Annotated in this window: 17 protein-coding genes; 12 read left to right on the top strand and 5 right to left on the bottom strand. The window is 69.8% G+C overall.

What is annotated here, in order from left to right; all coding sequences use genetic code 11:
* Nucleotides 1-77 precede the first annotated feature (77 nt).
* Nucleotides 78-584, bottom strand: a complete 507-nt coding sequence (locus BLQ91_RS13655) for a COG4315 family predicted lipoprotein (protein ID WP_090097151.1) — start codon at nt 582-584, stop codon at nt 78-80.
* Nucleotides 585-629: 45 nt separating this feature from the next.
* Nucleotides 630-2,048, bottom strand: a complete 1,419-nt coding sequence (locus BLQ91_RS13650) for a hypothetical protein (RefSeq protein ID WP_090097150.1) — start codon at nt 2,046-2,048, stop codon at nt 630-632.
* 24 nt (nt 2,049-2,072) lie between these two features.
* Here BLQ91_RS13650 and BLQ91_RS42615 point away from each other — a divergent pair, with 24 nt between their 5' ends.
* Nucleotides 2,073-2,237, top strand: coding sequence for a hypothetical protein (locus BLQ91_RS42615; protein ID WP_245733395.1), 165 nt, complete (start codon nt 2,073-2,075; stop codon nt 2,235-2,237).
* Nucleotides 2,238-2,361: 124 nt separating this feature from the next.
* On the opposite strand, the gene BLQ91_RS42610 is transcribed toward BLQ91_RS42615, so the two are convergent.
* Entirely contained in the window at nt 2,362-2,586 is a 225-nt protein-coding gene (locus BLQ91_RS42610) for a hypothetical protein (RefSeq protein ID WP_245733394.1), read from the bottom strand.
* A 28-nt stretch (nt 2,587-2,614) separates the two neighbouring features.
* Nucleotides 2,615-3,295 (bottom strand): D-alanyl-D-alanine carboxypeptidase family protein, encoded by a 681-nt coding sequence (locus BLQ91_RS13640; RefSeq protein WP_245733393.1) that lies wholly within the window; start codon nt 3,293-3,295, stop codon nt 2,615-2,617.
* A 151-nt stretch (nt 3,296-3,446) separates the two neighbouring features.
* Here BLQ91_RS13640 and BLQ91_RS13635 point away from each other — a divergent pair, with 151 nt between their 5' ends.
* The 11 genes from BLQ91_RS13635 to BLQ91_RS13585 all read left to right on the top strand — a co-directional run bounded on the left by BLQ91_RS13635 (nt 3,447) and on the right by BLQ91_RS13585 (nt 14,517).
* Nucleotides 3,447-3,848, top strand: coding sequence for an SSI family serine proteinase inhibitor (locus BLQ91_RS13635; protein WP_090097149.1), 402 nt, complete (start codon nt 3,447-3,449; stop codon nt 3,846-3,848).
* A gap of 132 nt (nt 3,849-3,980) precedes the next feature.
* Nucleotides 3,981-5,078, top strand: coding sequence for a calcium:cation antiporter (locus tag BLQ91_RS13630; protein WP_090097148.1), 1,098 nt, complete (start codon nt 3,981-3,983; stop codon nt 5,076-5,078).
* A 333-nt stretch (nt 5,079-5,411) separates the two neighbouring features.
* The gene (locus BLQ91_RS41290; RefSeq protein ID WP_176959728.1) at nt 5,412-5,648 is read left to right on the top strand and encodes an acyl carrier protein; all 237 of its coding nucleotides are present in this window, start codon (nt 5,412-5,414) and stop codon (nt 5,646-5,648) included.
* Between the two features lie 256 nt (nt 5,649-5,904).
* A complete protein-coding gene (locus BLQ91_RS13620; protein WP_090097146.1) occupies nt 5,905-7,629 on the top strand; it encodes an acyl-CoA dehydrogenase family protein in 1,725 nt (574 codons plus the stop codon).
* Nucleotides 7,630-8,329: 700 nt separating this feature from the next.
* Nucleotides 8,330-8,749: a DUF1761 domain-containing protein gene (locus BLQ91_RS13615; RefSeq protein WP_090097145.1), complete on the top strand. Its 420-nt coding sequence runs from the start codon at nt 8,330-8,332 to the stop codon at nt 8,747-8,749.
* The gene (locus tag BLQ91_RS13610; RefSeq protein ID WP_090097144.1) at nt 8,749-9,783 is read left to right on the top strand and encodes an aldo/keto reductase; all 1,035 of its coding nucleotides are present in this window, start codon (nt 8,749-8,751) and stop codon (nt 9,781-9,783) included. The genes BLQ91_RS13615 and BLQ91_RS13610 overlap by 1 nt, the downstream gene beginning before the upstream one ends.
* 5 nt (nt 9,784-9,788) lie before the next feature.
* Nucleotides 9,789-10,892, top strand: a complete 1,104-nt coding sequence (locus tag BLQ91_RS13605) for a winged helix DNA-binding domain-containing protein (RefSeq protein WP_090097143.1) — start codon at nt 9,789-9,791, stop codon at nt 10,890-10,892.
* Nucleotides 10,893-10,959: 67 nt separating this feature from the next.
* Nucleotides 10,960-11,319 carry an asparagine synthase-related protein gene (locus BLQ91_RS13600; RefSeq protein ID WP_090097142.1) on the top strand — a complete coding sequence of 120 codons (360 nt, stop codon included), beginning with the start codon at nt 10,960-10,962 and terminating at the stop codon, nt 11,317-11,319.
* Nucleotides 11,320-11,584: 265 nt separating this feature from the next.
* On the top strand, nt 11,585-11,959 hold the full coding sequence (locus tag BLQ91_RS13595; RefSeq protein WP_090097141.1) for an SRPBCC family protein: 375 nt from the start codon (nt 11,585-11,587) through the stop codon (nt 11,957-11,959).
* Nucleotides 11,960-12,488: 529 nt separating this feature from the next.
* Nucleotides 12,489-13,100, top strand: coding sequence for an RlpA-like double-psi beta-barrel domain-containing protein (locus tag BLQ91_RS13590; protein ID WP_425412477.1), 612 nt, complete (start codon nt 12,489-12,491; stop codon nt 13,098-13,100).
* A 187-nt stretch (nt 13,101-13,287) separates the two neighbouring features.
* Nucleotides 13,288-14,517: an MFS transporter gene (locus BLQ91_RS13585; protein ID WP_143022629.1), complete on the top strand. Its 1,230-nt coding sequence runs from the start codon at nt 13,288-13,290 to the stop codon at nt 14,515-14,517.
* On the opposite strand, the gene BLQ91_RS13580 is transcribed toward BLQ91_RS13585, so the two are convergent.
* Entirely contained in the window at nt 14,498-15,346 is an 849-nt protein-coding gene (locus BLQ91_RS13580; protein ID WP_245733390.1) for an XRE family transcriptional regulator, read from the bottom strand. The two genes, BLQ91_RS13585 and BLQ91_RS13580, sit on opposite strands and share 20 nt — an antisense overlap.
* Nucleotide 15,347: the final 1 nt, after the last annotated feature.

Here is a 15,347-nt window from a genome sequence, read left to right as displayed (position 1 = left end):
CCGGACAGCAGCCGGTTCCGGTGCGTCGTGCGGGTGTGACGCCCTGTCGCGGTCAGGCGTGACGAACGTTCGCCGCGCTAGCGGGTGGCCTTCGTTCCGGCAGGGGAGATGGCGAACCACTTGCCGTCGACGCCGTGGCCCACCGCGTCGCCCGCCTGCTCGTCGTCGACGTGGCGGTACACCGGTTTGCCGCCGATCGTGACCTGCTCCGTGCCGTCCGGCCGCCGCACGGTGCCGAGGAGCTCCCGGTCGAGCGAGGGGGCGTCGAACTGGCCGCCCTTCGCGAGCAGCGGCACCCACACGAGCGTGCACTCGGGTTCGAGGCAGGTCGGCTGGGGCGGGTCGGTGCCGTCGTCGGTGGTGAAGTAGAGCGTGTAGTGCTGGCGGTCGGCGACGACGGGACCCACCGCCGGCGACTGCTCCACCCGCAGCTTCGCGATGTCGCCCGGCAGCACGACCGCCGGGCCCGCGACGGGTCCGGCCGCGGCCTCCAGCGCCTCCGGCGAGGCGGTCTCCTGCGGAGGTTCGGCCGAACAGGCGCCTAGGCAGGCGAGGAGCAGGGCGAAGACGGCGATGCGGCTCACGCCCGGGCTTACGGATGGCGGCCCGGCGACGGTTCAGCGCGAGCCTCACCACAGGAAGACGAACCGCAGGAAGTGCACGGCCAGGAACCCGGCGGGGACGAGCAGCGCGGCCTTGGCGAACACCGCGAGCATCGGCCGGTTGCTGCGCGGCCCGAGCGCCCGCTTGCGCGTCCCGGCCGACGCCAGCGCCCTCTGCAACGCCCGGGCGACGTGGAACACCGGCGGGCCGATGTTGTTCTTCTCGCCGGGAAACGGCCCCACGGCCTCCACGTGCGGGTTCCAGTCCCGGTCGAACACGACGACCGCCGACGTCCACTGCCCGGTCACGACGCCGCGCAGCCCGACCGGCTTCGGCAGGTGTTCGTCCAGCCGCTGCGCGGGACCGTCGTGCTCGCCGGGGAGCAGCAGCACCAGCTTGGCGGGCGGCTGCGTCGTGCTCGCCTGCTCGACCTCCCACCACAGGCCCTCGCCCTCACCGAGTCTCAGCACGATCAGCTGCGACAGGTCCATCAACCTCCGCACGCCCGGCTGCCAGTCGTCGAACGGCAGGTAGAACCGCGCCGCCCCGAGGTGCGGCAACGGCTCGCCCGGCCGTCCCACCGCGATGACGGGCCCGAACGCCCCGAGTGCGCCGACCAGCTGCTCCTCGCGCGAGTGAAGTCCGACCAGGCCCTGCGCCAGCGCGCCGGGGATCTCGTCGATCCGGGCCGCGTGCCGGTCGTCGCCGAACCCGCGCAGGTACAGCACGGGTCTGCGGCTGTCCGCGCGCAACGCCTGGACCGCCCCGCGCGCCGATCGCGGCCGGGAGTACTTCAGGACCCGGTAAGCGAGGACGAGGGCGACCACGCCGCCCACCAGGAGCCACCCGCGCACCGCCCACGACAGCCGGTAGGCCCTCGTCGCCGCGACGATGCCGAGGAACCCTGCCACGAACACCAGGTAGCCGGTCGAGGTGACCACCAGGAACACCGGCCGCCGCCAGCGAGGCCTCGGCGGCACGAACCGGCTGACCAGCTCGACGACCTCGGCGCTGGCGGCACGGCGCCGGCCGCGCAGCACGATCGCGACCGCGCCGAGGAGACCGCCCAAGACCAGCCACGGCCAGGCAGCTGACCACGCCTGCCGGGTCTTGCGGTCGAGGTTCGCCTGATCGCGCTCGACGGCCGCCGGCAGGTCGCGGACGAACCGGCGGGCCAGGTCGAACTCACCGTCCTCGGCGGCGCTCGTGGCCAGCGAGATCGAGGCACGGGTCCGGCTGGACGCGGGCCCGTTGCCGGTGAACCAGCGGGCGGCCTCGGTGGCGTCCCGCGCCGAGCCGCGGTCGAGGGCGGCGAGGAAGGCCGCGTGGTGCACGGGCGCGTCTCGGAAGCCGTCACGCACGCGGAGCTCGATGCCCGCGGTGATCGTGAGCACCAGGGCGACGTAGACGGTGACGACGGCGACCGCGGTGACGGGGCGCGTCACCGGGCGGGGCCGGGAGTCTCGACCATGCCCGAACCGTACGAGCGGGTCAGGGCGGCCGCGGGCGCTTCCGCGGCCGAACACCCTTACGGCCGAGTGATCGCCGCCGGCACCAGCGCCCGGATCTCCGCGGCGATCTCGTCCACGTCGAGCGGTGGCTCGTGCGCCTGCCACTCGCGCAGCAGCCCGTGATCGCCCCGGCCAGCGCGATCGCGGTCAGCCGGTACGACCGGCGCGGTGCCGTCCCCGCGTCCGCCGCGCGCAGGGCCTCCGACTCGACGAACTCCGCCCACGTCGTCACCCAGCGGACGTGCTGCTACTCGATCTCGGCAGTCATGCCAACGGCCTCGACGTAGTTCAGGCGCGGTGCGCGCGGATCGGCCGTCACGCTGCTCACGAACACGTCCAGCAGTGTCGTGAAGCCCGTGCCGGTGAAGAGCGCGGGTCCCGACTGGAGCGGCTTCACCCGGCGCTCGGCCTTGCGCTGCTCGGGTGAGATGCCGCCGTGGACACGGCCACGTCGGCGCAACCCGCCGCGCATGTCAGGCGTCTGGACCTTTGCGCACGGGTCAGCTGCCCGTCGCGCTGGGGATGAGGGCGGGGCAGCCTCCGGTCGGATAACCGGAGTTGTACTCGAAATGCCACTGCTCGTTTTCGTAACGGCGGCACCAGCCGAGGGTGCCGCCGTTCTTCTCGACCCATTTCGCGGATTCGATCGGCTGGATGTCGACCGCGAATCCGATCACGTGCATCGAACGGTCCGGCGGGTTCAGCACGTACCTCGACGCGAGTTCTTCGGTGCCGAACTTCTCCACCGCCTCGTCGAACTCGGCCCGTTGCTGTCCGCGGCTGCGCTTGCCGTCGTTCAGGCAGAGCTGGACGCCCTGCTCAGAGGCCTTGGAGCGCAGCGCGAGCCACGCCTGCAGCACCTCGGGACGAAGACCTTCCGGGTCCTCGTCGTAGTACCGCGCGTCGATCGGGCAGGGCGGTCCCGCGGGCGGTCCGGGCACTTCCTCGACTATGGCGAGCGGCTTTCCGGCGTGCCGGTCGAACACGAGCGTCAATCTGCCCAGGTAACCCAGCGCGCCGCCGGTGGAAACCACGAGTGTGACGATCAGGAGAACGCCGAACACGACGCGTCTGGAGGTCTTGGACATGATTCGGATAATACGTCGGACGGCGGCGGTGTCTGTCAGCAACCCGTAACAGTCCTTCGGCAGCTGTGTCCCGGCGAACGTGGCGGGCGACACATCCGTTCGGACCAGCCTCGTTTTCGCCGGAGTGCGCAGATGTGATCGGTGAACGATTTCTGGCCCCTTTCGCCACCGCCGATCCGGGTGGCAACATTCTCGGCGGCCGAGAACCGGCCCGTTTTCATGAGGTCTCAGGAGGACCGCTTTCATGTCCGGCCGCATTTGTGCGTTCGTCGCTCTGCTCGTTTCGCTGTTCGCCTTCGCCGGCACGGCGCAGGCCGCTCCGTCCGCCCCACCCGCACAGCGGGGCACGGCGCTGATCCTGTCCGCGCAGTACTCGGACTTCGACGGCAACGCCGTCAAGGCAACCGTCCTGACCTGCGGACGAGGTGACCAGCACCCGCGTGGGGCCCTCGCCTGCGCGACGCTGGCGTCCGCCGATGCCGACCTGCAGGCCATGCAGGCCGACGGGAGGGCGTGCACGTTCCACTACGCCCCCGTCGAGGTGAGGATGTTCGGTTTCTGGCGAGGTGCGCCCGTGAACGAGGTGCACACCTACCCGAACTCGTGCGTCATGCTGGCGCACACCGGTGCCCTCTTCGATTTCTAGGAATCGAACACGGCACCTACGAGAAATGTGGAGCGGGGCGCGGCAGGGGCGCCCCGCTCCACATTTTCTCGCATCCGGAACCAGTGCTCCGTCGAATGGCGGGCGGCCCGTCCGGTGTGCGAGGGTTGGATCATGGCCGCCGCTCCGCGCTTCCCGCTGCTCCACTGGACGACCATCACCCCCGCGTTCGGCGTGCTCCTGCTCGTCCTGACGTGGGGGCGCGAACTCGGGGGCGTGCTCGTCGCGCTCGTCGCCGTGGTCCTCGCCGCGACCGTGCTCGCGGCCGTGCACCACGCGGAGGTCGTCGCGCTGAGGGTGGGGGAGCCGTTCGGGTCGCTGGTCCTCGCGGTCGCGGTGACGATCATCGAGGTGGCCCTGATCGTCACGCTGATGGTGTCCGGCGGGCCGGAGGCGTCGTCCCTCGCACGGGACACGGTGTTCGCCGCGGTCATGATCACCACGAACGGCATCATCGGCATCGCGTTGCTGCTCGGCGCGCTGAAGCACCACACGATCCTGTTCAACGCGGAGGGCAGCGGTGGCGCGCTCGCCACGGTGATGACGCTCGCCACGCTCACGCTCGTGCTGCCGACGTTCACGACGAGCACGCCCGGCCCCGAGTTCTCCGGGCCGCAGCTCGCGTTCGCCGCGTTCGCGTCCCTCGGCCTATACGCGATGTTCGTGTTCACCCAGACCGTCCGGCACCGCGACTTCTTCCTCCCCGTCGACGAGGCGGGCGTGATCGAGGTCGACGAGCACGCCGAAGCGCCGAGCGGCAAGGCCGCGCTCACCTCGCTCGGCCTCCTGCTCGTCGCGCTGGTCGCGGTGGTCGGCCTCGCGAAGATCGAGTCGCCCGCGATCGAGGCGGGCGTGCGCGCCGCCGGCTTCCCCCAGTCGTTCGTCGGCGTCGTCATCGCCCTGCTGGTGCTGCTGCCGGAGACCATTGCCGCCGCCCGCGCCGCCCTGCGCGACCGCATCCAGACCAGCATCAACCTCGGCTACGGCTCGGCCATCGCGAGCATCGGCCTCACCATCCCGACCATCGCGCTGGCGACGATCTGGCTGGACGGCCCGCTCCTGCTCGGCCTCGGCTCGACGCAGATGATCCTGCTGCTGCTCACGGTCCTCGTCAGCGTGCTGACCGTGGTGCCCGGCCGCGCGACCCGCCTGCAGGGCGGTGTCCACCTGATCCTGCTGGCGGCGTTCCTGTTCCTGGCTGTGAACCCGTAACGGGATCCGGCAACCGGTTGCCGGATCCGTTGTGCCCGGCTCGCCCGGCTCCTGCGTTCGCCCCTCACTGCGTCGCAGGGCATTTGCGTTGTCAGCTGGATCGGGAGTGCTGCCGGCACTGGCCGGTAAGTCCACAGTGGACGTTAAGCTGATCAGGCCGATGCCTCTCCGGAATTCAGGCATCCGATGCTGAACTCAGCTCTCCACAGCGCTGCGGGATCACGTTGCCGTTGCTGCGGTTCTCCGCAGGCTCCGGTTGCTTCTCCTGACGCATGGTGGTCTCGCCGCGGTCCACCCGTTGTGCGAACACCGCTTGCTGTAGGAGGAATGGCCTTGTCCACTCTGCATGGCACGATCGTCGAGATCCTCACCACCAAGTTCGCCGTTCCGGCGGACGCGATCACCGAGGACACGGTGCTCGAAGAGGTGCTGACCGACTCTCTCGACGTGGTCGAGTTCGGTGTGGTCATCGGAGAGCGCTACAACACCGTCCTCTCTGATGAAGAGCTTTCGTCGATCGTCACGATCGCCGATGTCGCCGCGTTGATGAGTCGCAAGGTCGCCGCATGACCTGCGCTGTGCTGCTGTCATCACCGGCCGGAGGATGGCGGGCCGGCGGGCGTAGGCGTTGACGAGACCTGAAAAGGCGTCGGCGCACGCAAGTCAACGGCAGTGCTCGGTCACGGCGCGCGGCGTCTTGAACCGCTCCGGCCACCGGGCTTCGTGGCCGCGGACGAGCCGGCCCAGGAATGCGGGCCTGCATCGCCGATGCCCTGTCTCAGCAGTATTGATTCTCCCTGGCATATCATTATGAGAGGGCAGTGCAATGCTCCCGACCGCGCTAGATGAACACACCGTCGTAGCACTGCGATCAGCGCTCTTCTCCGCCGACCCGGAAAACCCGGCTCGTGCCGCGATCGTTTCCGCACGACGGAAGGTGGAGCCGGGAAGCTCGCATCAGGAGCGGGCCAGGGCAGCTTATGACCAGTTGCGAGCTGTGGTCGCCGAGCTCGGCGCATCGAGCCGGATCGCGATGGATCCGGCCTTGGTGCGGAGTTTGTTCGAGTGTTCGGCTGTTGTCACGCCGGACCTGTTCGCCGTGTTGAGTGGCCATTTTGTCCTGACCGCCGGTGCGATTCAGCGGTTGGGCACCGCCTCTTCCGAGCAGAGAAGTGCGCTGGCCCGGCTTGACGACGCAGAGCACGTCGGAGTGTTCCTGCTCACGGAGCTGGGCTACGGCAGCAACGTTCTGGAGATGAAGACCGAGGCCAGATGGGATCCGTCGCTGAGGCAGTTCACGTTGCACACGCCGGATCGTGCGGCTGTGAAGTTCATGCCCAACGTGGCCGATGGCGACGTGCCCAAGGTTGCGATCGTGGCGGCTCGTCTGATCGTGGAGGGCCGGGACGAAGGCGTCTTCCCCTTTTTGTTTTCACTGCGCGACCACTCGGGAACTGCTCCGGGTGTCGAGACCCACCGGTTGCCGGAAAAAGGTTTTTGTCCGATGGACAACGCCGCCACGCGTTTCGACGGCGCTGTGGTGCCAGAAGGCGGCTGGCTGTCGGGAGGTATCGCATCGTTCGACCAGTCCGGCAAGTTCCACAGTTCGGTGCCATCGCGGCGGAAGCGCTTCCACCACACCATCGGGCAGTTGCAGACCGGGCGCGTGGCATTGGCCACCGGGACGGTCGCCGCTGCCCGCGCGGCTCTGTCGCTCACAGCTCGCTACGCGACCAAGCGCCGAACCGCCGGCGGCAAGTGGATGCTCGACCGGGACAACGTCCGCCTGCCGCTCACCGCAGCCGTCGCGAGGGTGTACGCCGCTTCTGCGCTGGGCAACGCGGCCTGGGCAGCGATCGAACCGGGGGAGAACGCCTCACCCGACGGGGCCGGCTCTCTCCTGGCGATGCTGGCCAAACCGATGTTGACGTGGACGGCCCTGGACGTTCTCCAGGAATGCCGGGAACGCATGGGCGCACAGGGCATGTTCCGCGCCAACATGATCGTCGACTACATCGGGATCACCCAAGGCGCTATCACCGCAGAAGGGGACAACCAGGTCCTCCAGGTCGCCGCCGGCCTGGCCTTGGCCGCCAACCGGGCGGCCCTGCTACCTCGGCCAGCCGGTCGGGTTCCGGCCTGGCAACGACTGCTGGACCTGCGCGCCCGTGCCCTGGCCGAAAGGGAAGGTTCCCGGGGCGGCCAGCAGGCGATGGAGATCGCGGAAGCGGGTGCAGCCGCGTGGGCCGCCCATGAGTTGCGCTCGACCTGCCAGGACCACACTGGTGCGCAAAGCTTGCTGGAGCATGTCGCCGAGCTGTACGGAACTGGAGAAGTGCTGCGGACCGCGTCTTGGCACATCGTTCACGGGACTGCCGAGCCTGGGGAGATTCGTGAGCTGGAGGGCCGCCGCGCGCAACTCGTCGAAGAACTGGCACCGCACCTCCACCAACTCATTGAGGCGTTCGGCGTCACTGCGGACCTGACTCCTTCGGCATTCGCGACCGAGAACTACTTGACCGCGTCTCTGCCGGAGAGTTGGACGTCGTAGTTCGATGTCCGTGAGAACGCCACACACCTCTCCTTCGGTTTCGGCGCACACCACTGCATCGGTTCGTCACTCTCCCGGATGCGGATGCGGATGCGGGTGGCCTTCTCGGTGCTCGCCATGTTGTTCGGGTGCACTTGGCCAGCTGGTCAGACCCGTACTTTCGACGTGGTGACGAAGTGATGGCCCCGAGCCGGCCTCAGCGGGTCGGCTCGGGCCATCACTTCGTTGTTCGAGCTCACCGTGGTCACGTCGCGTACTTAGCAGGCGTTGCACCCGACGGTGGCGAGCAAGGAGAACGACTCCGGCTGCTACGAGGCCTGTTGATTCGCCCCGACAGCCTGGAGCGCGTGCCCGGCGCCAGCACGATGCGGAAGATCGCGGGAGCGCGCGGTCTCAGGTGTTGAGGTCCTCGCCGACGTCCCGGTCGTTGTGGGCGCTGCAGACCTGCTCGAAGACCTCGTTGAGCTGCCCACGCCGGCACGGTTCGGGTCGAAGACTTGCCGAGCTGGATGAGCCGGTACAGCGTCGGACGAGCTGGGAGAGAGACGTGGCTGAGGCCCTGGGGCGTCGCACCACTTTTCCCGATCTGTAACCCAGCTCACCCTCCTGGCGTCGAGTACAGGACTGATGGTGTCCTCTTCTGTCGAGACAGTACGACGGGAAACGGCATCGGGTCGTTGTTGTCAAAGGAAAAGCGGACATGACTGTTCTCAGCGCACTGGGCTCGATCAACTGGGTCGCCGTGCTGCTCTCCGTCGTCGCCTGCACCGTGATCGGCGGTGTGTGGTTCGCGGTCCTGTTCGCCAAGCCCTACGCGGCGGCTCTCGGCCGGGAGAGCACACCGCAGCCGACGCAGCCGGCGTTGTTCTACGGTGGGCCGGCGGTCGCCACGCTGTTCGTCGTGACCACCACGGCGGCGCTGATGGCGGCGCTCGGCATCGACGCCATCGGGGACGCCGTCGTCTTCGCTCTGGTCATCGGGGTCGGCTACCTGGTCGCGAACACCGTCATCATCGCGATCAACCCGAACATGCCCCGGCCGCTGTTCTACAGTCTGATCTCCGGCGCGTACCACCTCATCGGCATCGTCGTGACGGCACTGATCGTGGTGGCGTTCTGATGAGGACCCGCATGCTCGGACGCACCGGCATCGAAGTCAGCGCCTACTGCCTGGGCACGATGATGTTCGGCCAGGTGGGCAACCCCGACCAGGACGACTGCGTGCGGATCATCCACCGCGCGCTCGACGCAGGCATCAACTTCGTCGACACCGCGGACGTGTACTCCTACGGCGAGACCGAGGAGATCGTCGGCAAGGCCCTGCGCGGCCGCCGCGACGACGTGGTGCTCGCGACCAAGGTCAACGGCGTGATGGGACAGGGCCACAACAGATCCGGCAGCTCGCGCCGCTGGATCATCGCGGAGGTCGAGCACTCGCTGCGCCGGCTCCAGACCGACTACATCGACCTCTACCAGGTGCACCACCCGGATCCCCGCACCGACATCGAGGAGACCCTGTCCGCGCTCACGGACCTGGTGAGGTCCGGCAAGGTGCGCAACATCGGCTGTTCGAGCATGCCCGCCTCGGAGATCGTGGAGGCGCACTGGGCCTCCGAACGCCGCGGGTTCGAGCGGTTCCGCAGCGAGCAGCCGCCCTACTCGATCCTGAACCGGGGCATCGAACGCGAGGTCCTTCCGGTGTGCGAGCGGTACGGCATGGGCACACTGGTCTGGAGTCCGCTCGCGATGGGCCTGCTGACCGGGCGGCACCGCAAGGGCCGGCCGTCGGACGCCCACGCCGCCCGCATGCACTGGGTGCCCCGCCACATGACCGACGAGCACAAGCTCGACGCGGTGGAGCAGCTGCTCCCGGTGGCGGAGAAGGCGGGCCTTTCGTTGACGCACATGGCGATGGCCTTCGCGGTCGCCCACCCGGCGGTCACCTCGGCGATCATCGGGCCGCGCACCATGGCGCAGCTCGAGGACCTCATCGCCGGTGCGGGCACCGTGCTCGACGACGACGTGCTCGACCGGATCGACGAGATCGTGCCGCCCGGCACCGACCTCGGCGCGCTGGACGTCTCACACGTCCCGCCCGCCCTGACGGACCCGACCCTGCGGCGGCGCCCGTCCGGCGACCGCACCGCCGCCTGACCGCCATGCCCACCGTGCTGAGCCGGCGCGCCCTCAACAGGGCCGCGCTGGCTCGCCAGCAGCTCCTCGAACGCTCCGCGATGCCGGTCGAGCAGGCCGTGGCGCACCTCGGCGGCCTGCAAGCGCAAGCACCTCAGGAACCGTTCATCGGGCTGTGGTCGCGGCTGCGGGGGTTCGACCCGGACGAGCTGTCACAGCTGTTGCTCGACCGCCGCGTGGTGCGCACCCATCTGATGCGGCGCACCGTCCACCTCGTGACCGCCCGGGACGCGCTCGCCTGGCGGGCACGGCACGACGCGATGCTGCGGCAACGGGTGATGGGGGTCTACCGCCGCGAGCTCGCGGGAATCGATCTCGACGAGCTCGCGGCGGCCGGCCGGACGGTCATGGCCGACGGCGAGCCGCGCACGATGTCGGAGATCGGCCACGCGCTCGCCGTTCGCTGGCCGACCGCCGGGGCGCGGCCGCTCGGCGAAGCGGTGATCGCCGCGCTGGTGCCGATGGCACAGCTGCCACCGCGAGGCCTGTGGCGCAGGACTGCCGGAGTGCGCAACATCCTGCTGTCGGCGTGGTTGCACCGGGACATCGACCCGCTCGCGCGGGACGGCTCCGACCCCGTGGGCCGGGCGCTGGTGCGGCGCTACCTGGCCGCGTTCGGACCGGCCGCGACGGCCGACCTGCGCGCGTGGTGCGGACTGGCCGGCCTGCCTGCGGCGGTGGCCGCGGTCCGCGACGAGCTGGTGTCCTTCCGGGACGAACGCGGCCGTGAGCTGCTCGACCTGCCTGAAGCGCCGCGGCCCGACCCGGACGCACCGGCACCGGTGCGGTTCTTGCCGGCCTTCGACAACGCGATACTCGGTTACGACGACCGCAGCCGCATCATCGACTTCGAACACCGGCTGTTGTCCGTCCAGGGAGAACGTGTCGTCCTGGTCGACGGTCGGGTCGCCGCGACCTGGACGCAGGACGGCTCCACCGTGGTGGTACGGCCGCTGCGCCGGTTCACGGCGGCCGAACGAAGCGAAGTCGAGCAGGAAGGACTGGAGGTCGCGTCCTTGCTGACGGCCGACGTCCGGCCGGGTGTCCAGGTGGAGGAGTCACAGCTGTGACGAGAAATCGAGGCATGTGGACGGGCAACTGTGGCGATGTAGGCGGTGGCGGCGATGACGACAGCGGATCAAGATTGCGCCCCGACGTCACCGCGGAACTCGGCATCGCCGCTCATCGGAGGCGCACTACCGGCAAGCTCTCGCCGAGGTGCCCCGCCCGGCCGATGAGCCCGCCAACCGGATGCGGGAGGTCATGTACCTGCACCTCACCCGTTGGCTGCCGCACCTGCTCGACCGCAAGGACCGGCTCAGCATGGACGTCGGCCTCGAGGTGCGTGTGCCGTTCTGCGACCACCGACTCGTCGAGTACGCGTTCAACACCCCGTGGACGCACCACAGCTTCGACAACCGGGAAAGATCCCTGCTGCGCGCGGTCGTGGCACCACTGCTGCCCAGCAGCGTGATCGACCGCACCAAGGCGCCGTAGCCGGTCACCCACGATCCGGCCCACCACCGCGCGATCACCGAGCAGGCATTCGACCTCCTCGCCACCCCGTCCGCTCCCGTGTGGACGCTGCTGGAACCAGAACACCTGCGAGCGCGGCTCGAGAGGCCCAGCGCCGACCACGCCACCCGCGCGGGCATCGACTTCGCCTTCAACCTCGACCTCTGGCTGCGCACCGCACAACCACGAACCGAAATCGGGAGGTCCTGATGAGTGCCCACGAGCCAGTCGCGATCGTCGGCATGGGGTGCCGCTTTCCCGGTGCCAGTACGCGGGCGGCAGGTGGCTGGGTGGCTTCGGCCCGTCGGTCGGCGCGCGGTTCCGCGGTGTGAACCGGCGCGGCTGGCGCGTGTGGCCGACGACCTCCACGGTGACCGACTGCTCCGCGACCCGGTTCGCGTTCGAGGTGAGGTCGCTGGGGCTCGCGGTGTCGCGCTGGCAGTACGACATCGAGCCGACCGCGGGCGGGTGCCGGGTGACGGAGTCGATCTGGGACCGCCGGCCGGGGTGGTACGTGCCGATCACGCGGCTGGCCACCGGGGTGAGGGACCGAGCGGTGACGAACCAGCGGAACATCGAGGCGACGCTGGAGCGGTTGAAGAGGATCGTGGAGTCGGGCTGACCGCGTCGCTGCGGGGAGCGGCCCAAGCGAAGCGGTGACCGCACGCGTCCGCTTGCTGGAGCGCGTGTGACGGACTGCGAAGCCGAGGCGCAAACCCCGGTGCCTCAAGGGAACCCGCCGGCACAAGCCGACCCCGCAAACGTCCACGAACCTTAAACCGATTTAAAACCCTTTGTCCCCAGCCGAATTTTGAACCCGCCCCGTGACCTCCCCGTAGTCATCGGTACAACACCGATCCACCCCGAGGAGACACAGAATGGGCGCTCGTCACCGCAAGCCCGCCATGATCGGCGCGGGTGCCGTGCTCGCGGTCGCCGCTGTCGCCGGTGGCATCTTCGCCTTCAGCGGCACCAACTCGAACGCGGCCGAGGACTGCGGCGGACTGGATCAGGCGCTGCGGAACAACCTCACCTTCATCGCCGGTCAGCAGGCGAACCCCGACGCCCAGTCGGACGCGCGCATCGCGAACCGCCAGGCGGTCGTGAACCTCATCAACCAGCGGCGTGCGGCCGCCGGTTGTGGCGGCAACGTGCAGGCGCAGCCCGAGAAGGGCCAGGCCGCCACGTCCGGTGAGGACTGCGGCGGGCTCGACAAGGCGTTGCAGAACAACCTGAACTTCATCGCGGGCCAGAAGGCGAACCCGGACGCGCAGTCCGAGGCGCGCATCGCGAACCGGCAGGCCGTGGTCGACCTCATCCAGCAGCGGCGCAAGGCGGCGGGCTGCGCGGGTGACGGTGGCGCGGGCAACGCCAACCAGGGCAACAACAACGCGGGCAACGCCAACCAGGGCAACAACAACGCGGACAACAACAACGCGGGCAACGGCAACCAGGCGACGGCCCAGCCCGCTCCCCAGCAGCCCGAGGCCGGCCAGGGCAACGGTGGCGCGTCCGGGCAGCAGGTCTGCGCAGGCTCGACCGTCACGCTGTCCGGCGAGGGCGGCGCGCCCGCCGCGTCCAGCGGCGAGTTCCCGATCGGCACCACGCTCAAGGTGACGAACCTGGACAACAACAAGTCCACCACCGTGAAGGTCGCGTCGGTGTCCGGCAGCTGCGCGCTGCTCAACAACGCCGCCTTCGAGCAGGTGCGGGAGCCCGGCAAGTTCCTGATCCGGCGGGCGCTGATCGAGAAGATCGGCTGACAGTCCACATCGGACGACCGGTGCGGAGTGGCTGTTCCCTCAAGGCGCGGGGGAACAGCCGTCCCGCACGTTCGGCGATTCCGCACGACTGAGGAATACCGACCGGCATTCGATCTCCCTGTGGTCAGGACCGCGGTCGGGGTGAGACCTTGGAACGGTCCCGAACCCCGATCGCGGAGAACACCACGTGACCGAGAAAGCCGCGGCACCGTCCGTCTTCCGGAACACGGCGTTCCTGCGCCTGTGGACCGGCACGACCGCGTCGGGCCTCGCGATGTGGGCCCTGCCGTTCGTCCTGGGCCTCGCGGTGCTCGAACGCTCGATCACGGCCGTGGAGCTCGGCGTCGTGCTCGCCACCAGAACGGTGGGCTTCCTCGCCGCGGTGCCCGTCGCCGGTGTCCTCGCCGACCGGCACTCCCGGCGCGGCGTCGTCTTCTGGTCGTGCCTCACGGCCGGGCTCACCACCCCCGTGATCGCCCTGGGAATGGGCAGCTCCCTGCTGCTGATGGCCACGGCGGCGACCGTCGTCGGCGCGGGTCAGGGCGCCTGCCGCCCGGCGTTCCAGGCGCTCGTCGCCGAGGTGGTGCCGGAGTCCGGACGTCAGCAGGCCAACGCCGCCACCACCTTCGCCATCAGGGTCACCACGCTGGTCGCCCCCGGTCTCACCGCTCTCGCCGCCCTGCTCGTCGACGCCCGCGCCCTGCTCGCCGTGACCGCGGTCCTGTGGCTGTGCGCCGCACTCGTGCCCCCGAAGGGGACGGCGGAGACCAAGGTCCGTGCGCAGCACCGGAGCTTCGGGAAAGGCTTCGTCACCGACTTCGCCGACGGTCTCCGGGAGGCACGCCGCCACCCGTGGATGCTCGGCGGCCTGGCCGCGCTGACGGTGATGATCGCCGCCGGCTACTCCGCGACGGCGGTCGTCCTGCCGCTGGTCAGCAGGGACCGCTACGGCACCGAGGCGGTGCTGGCCGCCGCCACGACCGCGTACACCGTGGGCGCGCTCGTGGGCGCGGTGCTGATCGCGCGCTGGCGGCCGCGGGCGGCGGGCTGGGTCGCGCTGGCCGGGCTCGCCTGCTACGGCCTCATCCCGCTGGGCCTGCTGCTGCCAGTGCACCCGTTCGCGCTGGTCGGCGTCTACGTCGTGGCGGGCGTCGGCATCGAGCTGTTCAACGTCCCCTGGTTCACCGCGATCCAGCGCGAGGTCGAGCCCACCAGGCTGGCCCGCGTCTCGTCGCTCGACTTCCTGCTGTCGTACGGGCTGGCGCCTGCCGGTCTCGCGTTCATCGCGCCGGCGATCGAGGAGTTCGGCGTGAGCGCGGTGCTCGGGGTTTGCGCGGTGCTCTGCTTCGCCGCTCCCGCGGCCGCCGCGCTGATCCCGTCGGCGCGAGGGTTCCGCGCTAGGACCACGACCAGCTGAACCCGCGCACACCGGGCGGCACGTTCAAGGCCACGTCCAGCAGCGTGCGCCCGGGAGCCACCTCGGACCCGTCCGCGAGCTGGACGACGGAGGCGGGAGGGGCACCCTCGAACGTCACCTCGAGCACGTACTCCCGCGTCGGCAAGCGGAACTTGCGCTCGTAGTTCGTCGCGGGAGGACAGGGCGCCCGGTGCACGAGCTCGTGCTCGATCACGACGCTCTCACCCTTGCGCAGTGGGCGTTCGAACAGCAGCTCCGCGACCAGCAACCCCTCGGCGGGCTCCTGGACGACCCGTCCGACCGTGCAGTTCTTCAGAGCCTTGACCAGCGGCGACGGGTGGTCGCGGTCGTCGGCGTGCAGGATCACGACCCACCGGTCGGGCCCGTTCATCGACGCCGACAGCACCTGCCGGGAACGGAACACCCGTTCGGTGCGGTCCGCCCCGATCGTCACGAAGTCCTGCTGGCTCACGCGCAGGAGCTGGTCGTCCCACTGCGTGTCCAGGTCGTGCAGGGCGTGCTCGACGGGCGCGGGGACCGGCCAGAACGCGGACACCGGCGCCGGTGCCCCGCGCAGCCAGCGGCCACGCGGGCGCGGGGGATCGAGCAGCTCCGACAGGTGGCCGGGAGGCACCCGCAGGATGTGCTCGAGGTGGACGACGGCCTGCAGCGACTTCTGCCGCTCTGGCCGGCTGCGGCCGGTCTGCCAGCAGCTCAGCGTCGCCATCGAGACGGAGACGCCGTTCTGCGCGAGGTGCTCGCGCAGGCGCTCCAGACCGAGACCGCGATTGGTGATCGCCGTCCGGAGCGCCTCCGCGAACTCGTCCACG

This window comes from Lentzea jiangxiensis, from assembly GCF_900104175.1.
GTDB lineage: Bacteria > Actinomycetota > Actinomycetes > Mycobacteriales > Pseudonocardiaceae > Lentzea > Lentzea jiangxiensis.
The sequence above is the reverse complement of the archived record's forward strand: the minus strand, read 5'-3'. Positions and strand labels throughout refer to the sequence as shown.

Excerpts from the sequence above, each read along its gene's own strand:
- BLQ91_RS42615 (WP_245733395.1), top strand. The coding sequence starts at position 2,073 with ATGCCCGAACCGTACGAGCGGGTCAGGGCGGCCGCGGGCGCTTCCGCG.
- BLQ91_RS42610 (WP_245733394.1), bottom strand. The coding sequence starts at position 2,586 with ATGCGCGGCGGGTTGCGCCGACGTGGCCGTGTCCACGGCGGCATCTCA.
- BLQ91_RS13635 (WP_090097149.1), top strand. The coding sequence starts at position 3,447 with ATGTCCGGCCGCATTTGTGCGTTCGTCGCTCTGCTCGTTTCGCTGTTC.
- BLQ91_RS13630 (WP_090097148.1), top strand. The coding sequence starts at position 3,981 with ATGGCCGCCGCTCCGCGCTTCCCGCTGCTCCACTGGACGACCATCACC.
- BLQ91_RS13620 (WP_090097146.1), top strand. The coding sequence starts at position 5,905 with ATGCTCCCGACCGCGCTAGATGAACACACCGTCGTAGCACTGCGATCA.
- BLQ91_RS13615 (WP_090097145.1), top strand. The coding sequence starts at position 8,330 with ATGACTGTTCTCAGCGCACTGGGCTCGATCAACTGGGTCGCCGTGCTG.
- BLQ91_RS13610 (WP_090097144.1), top strand. The coding sequence starts at position 8,749 with ATGAGGACCCGCATGCTCGGACGCACCGGCATCGAAGTCAGCGCCTAC.
- BLQ91_RS13605 (WP_090097143.1), top strand. The coding sequence starts at position 9,789 with ATGCCCACCGTGCTGAGCCGGCGCGCCCTCAACAGGGCCGCGCTGGCT.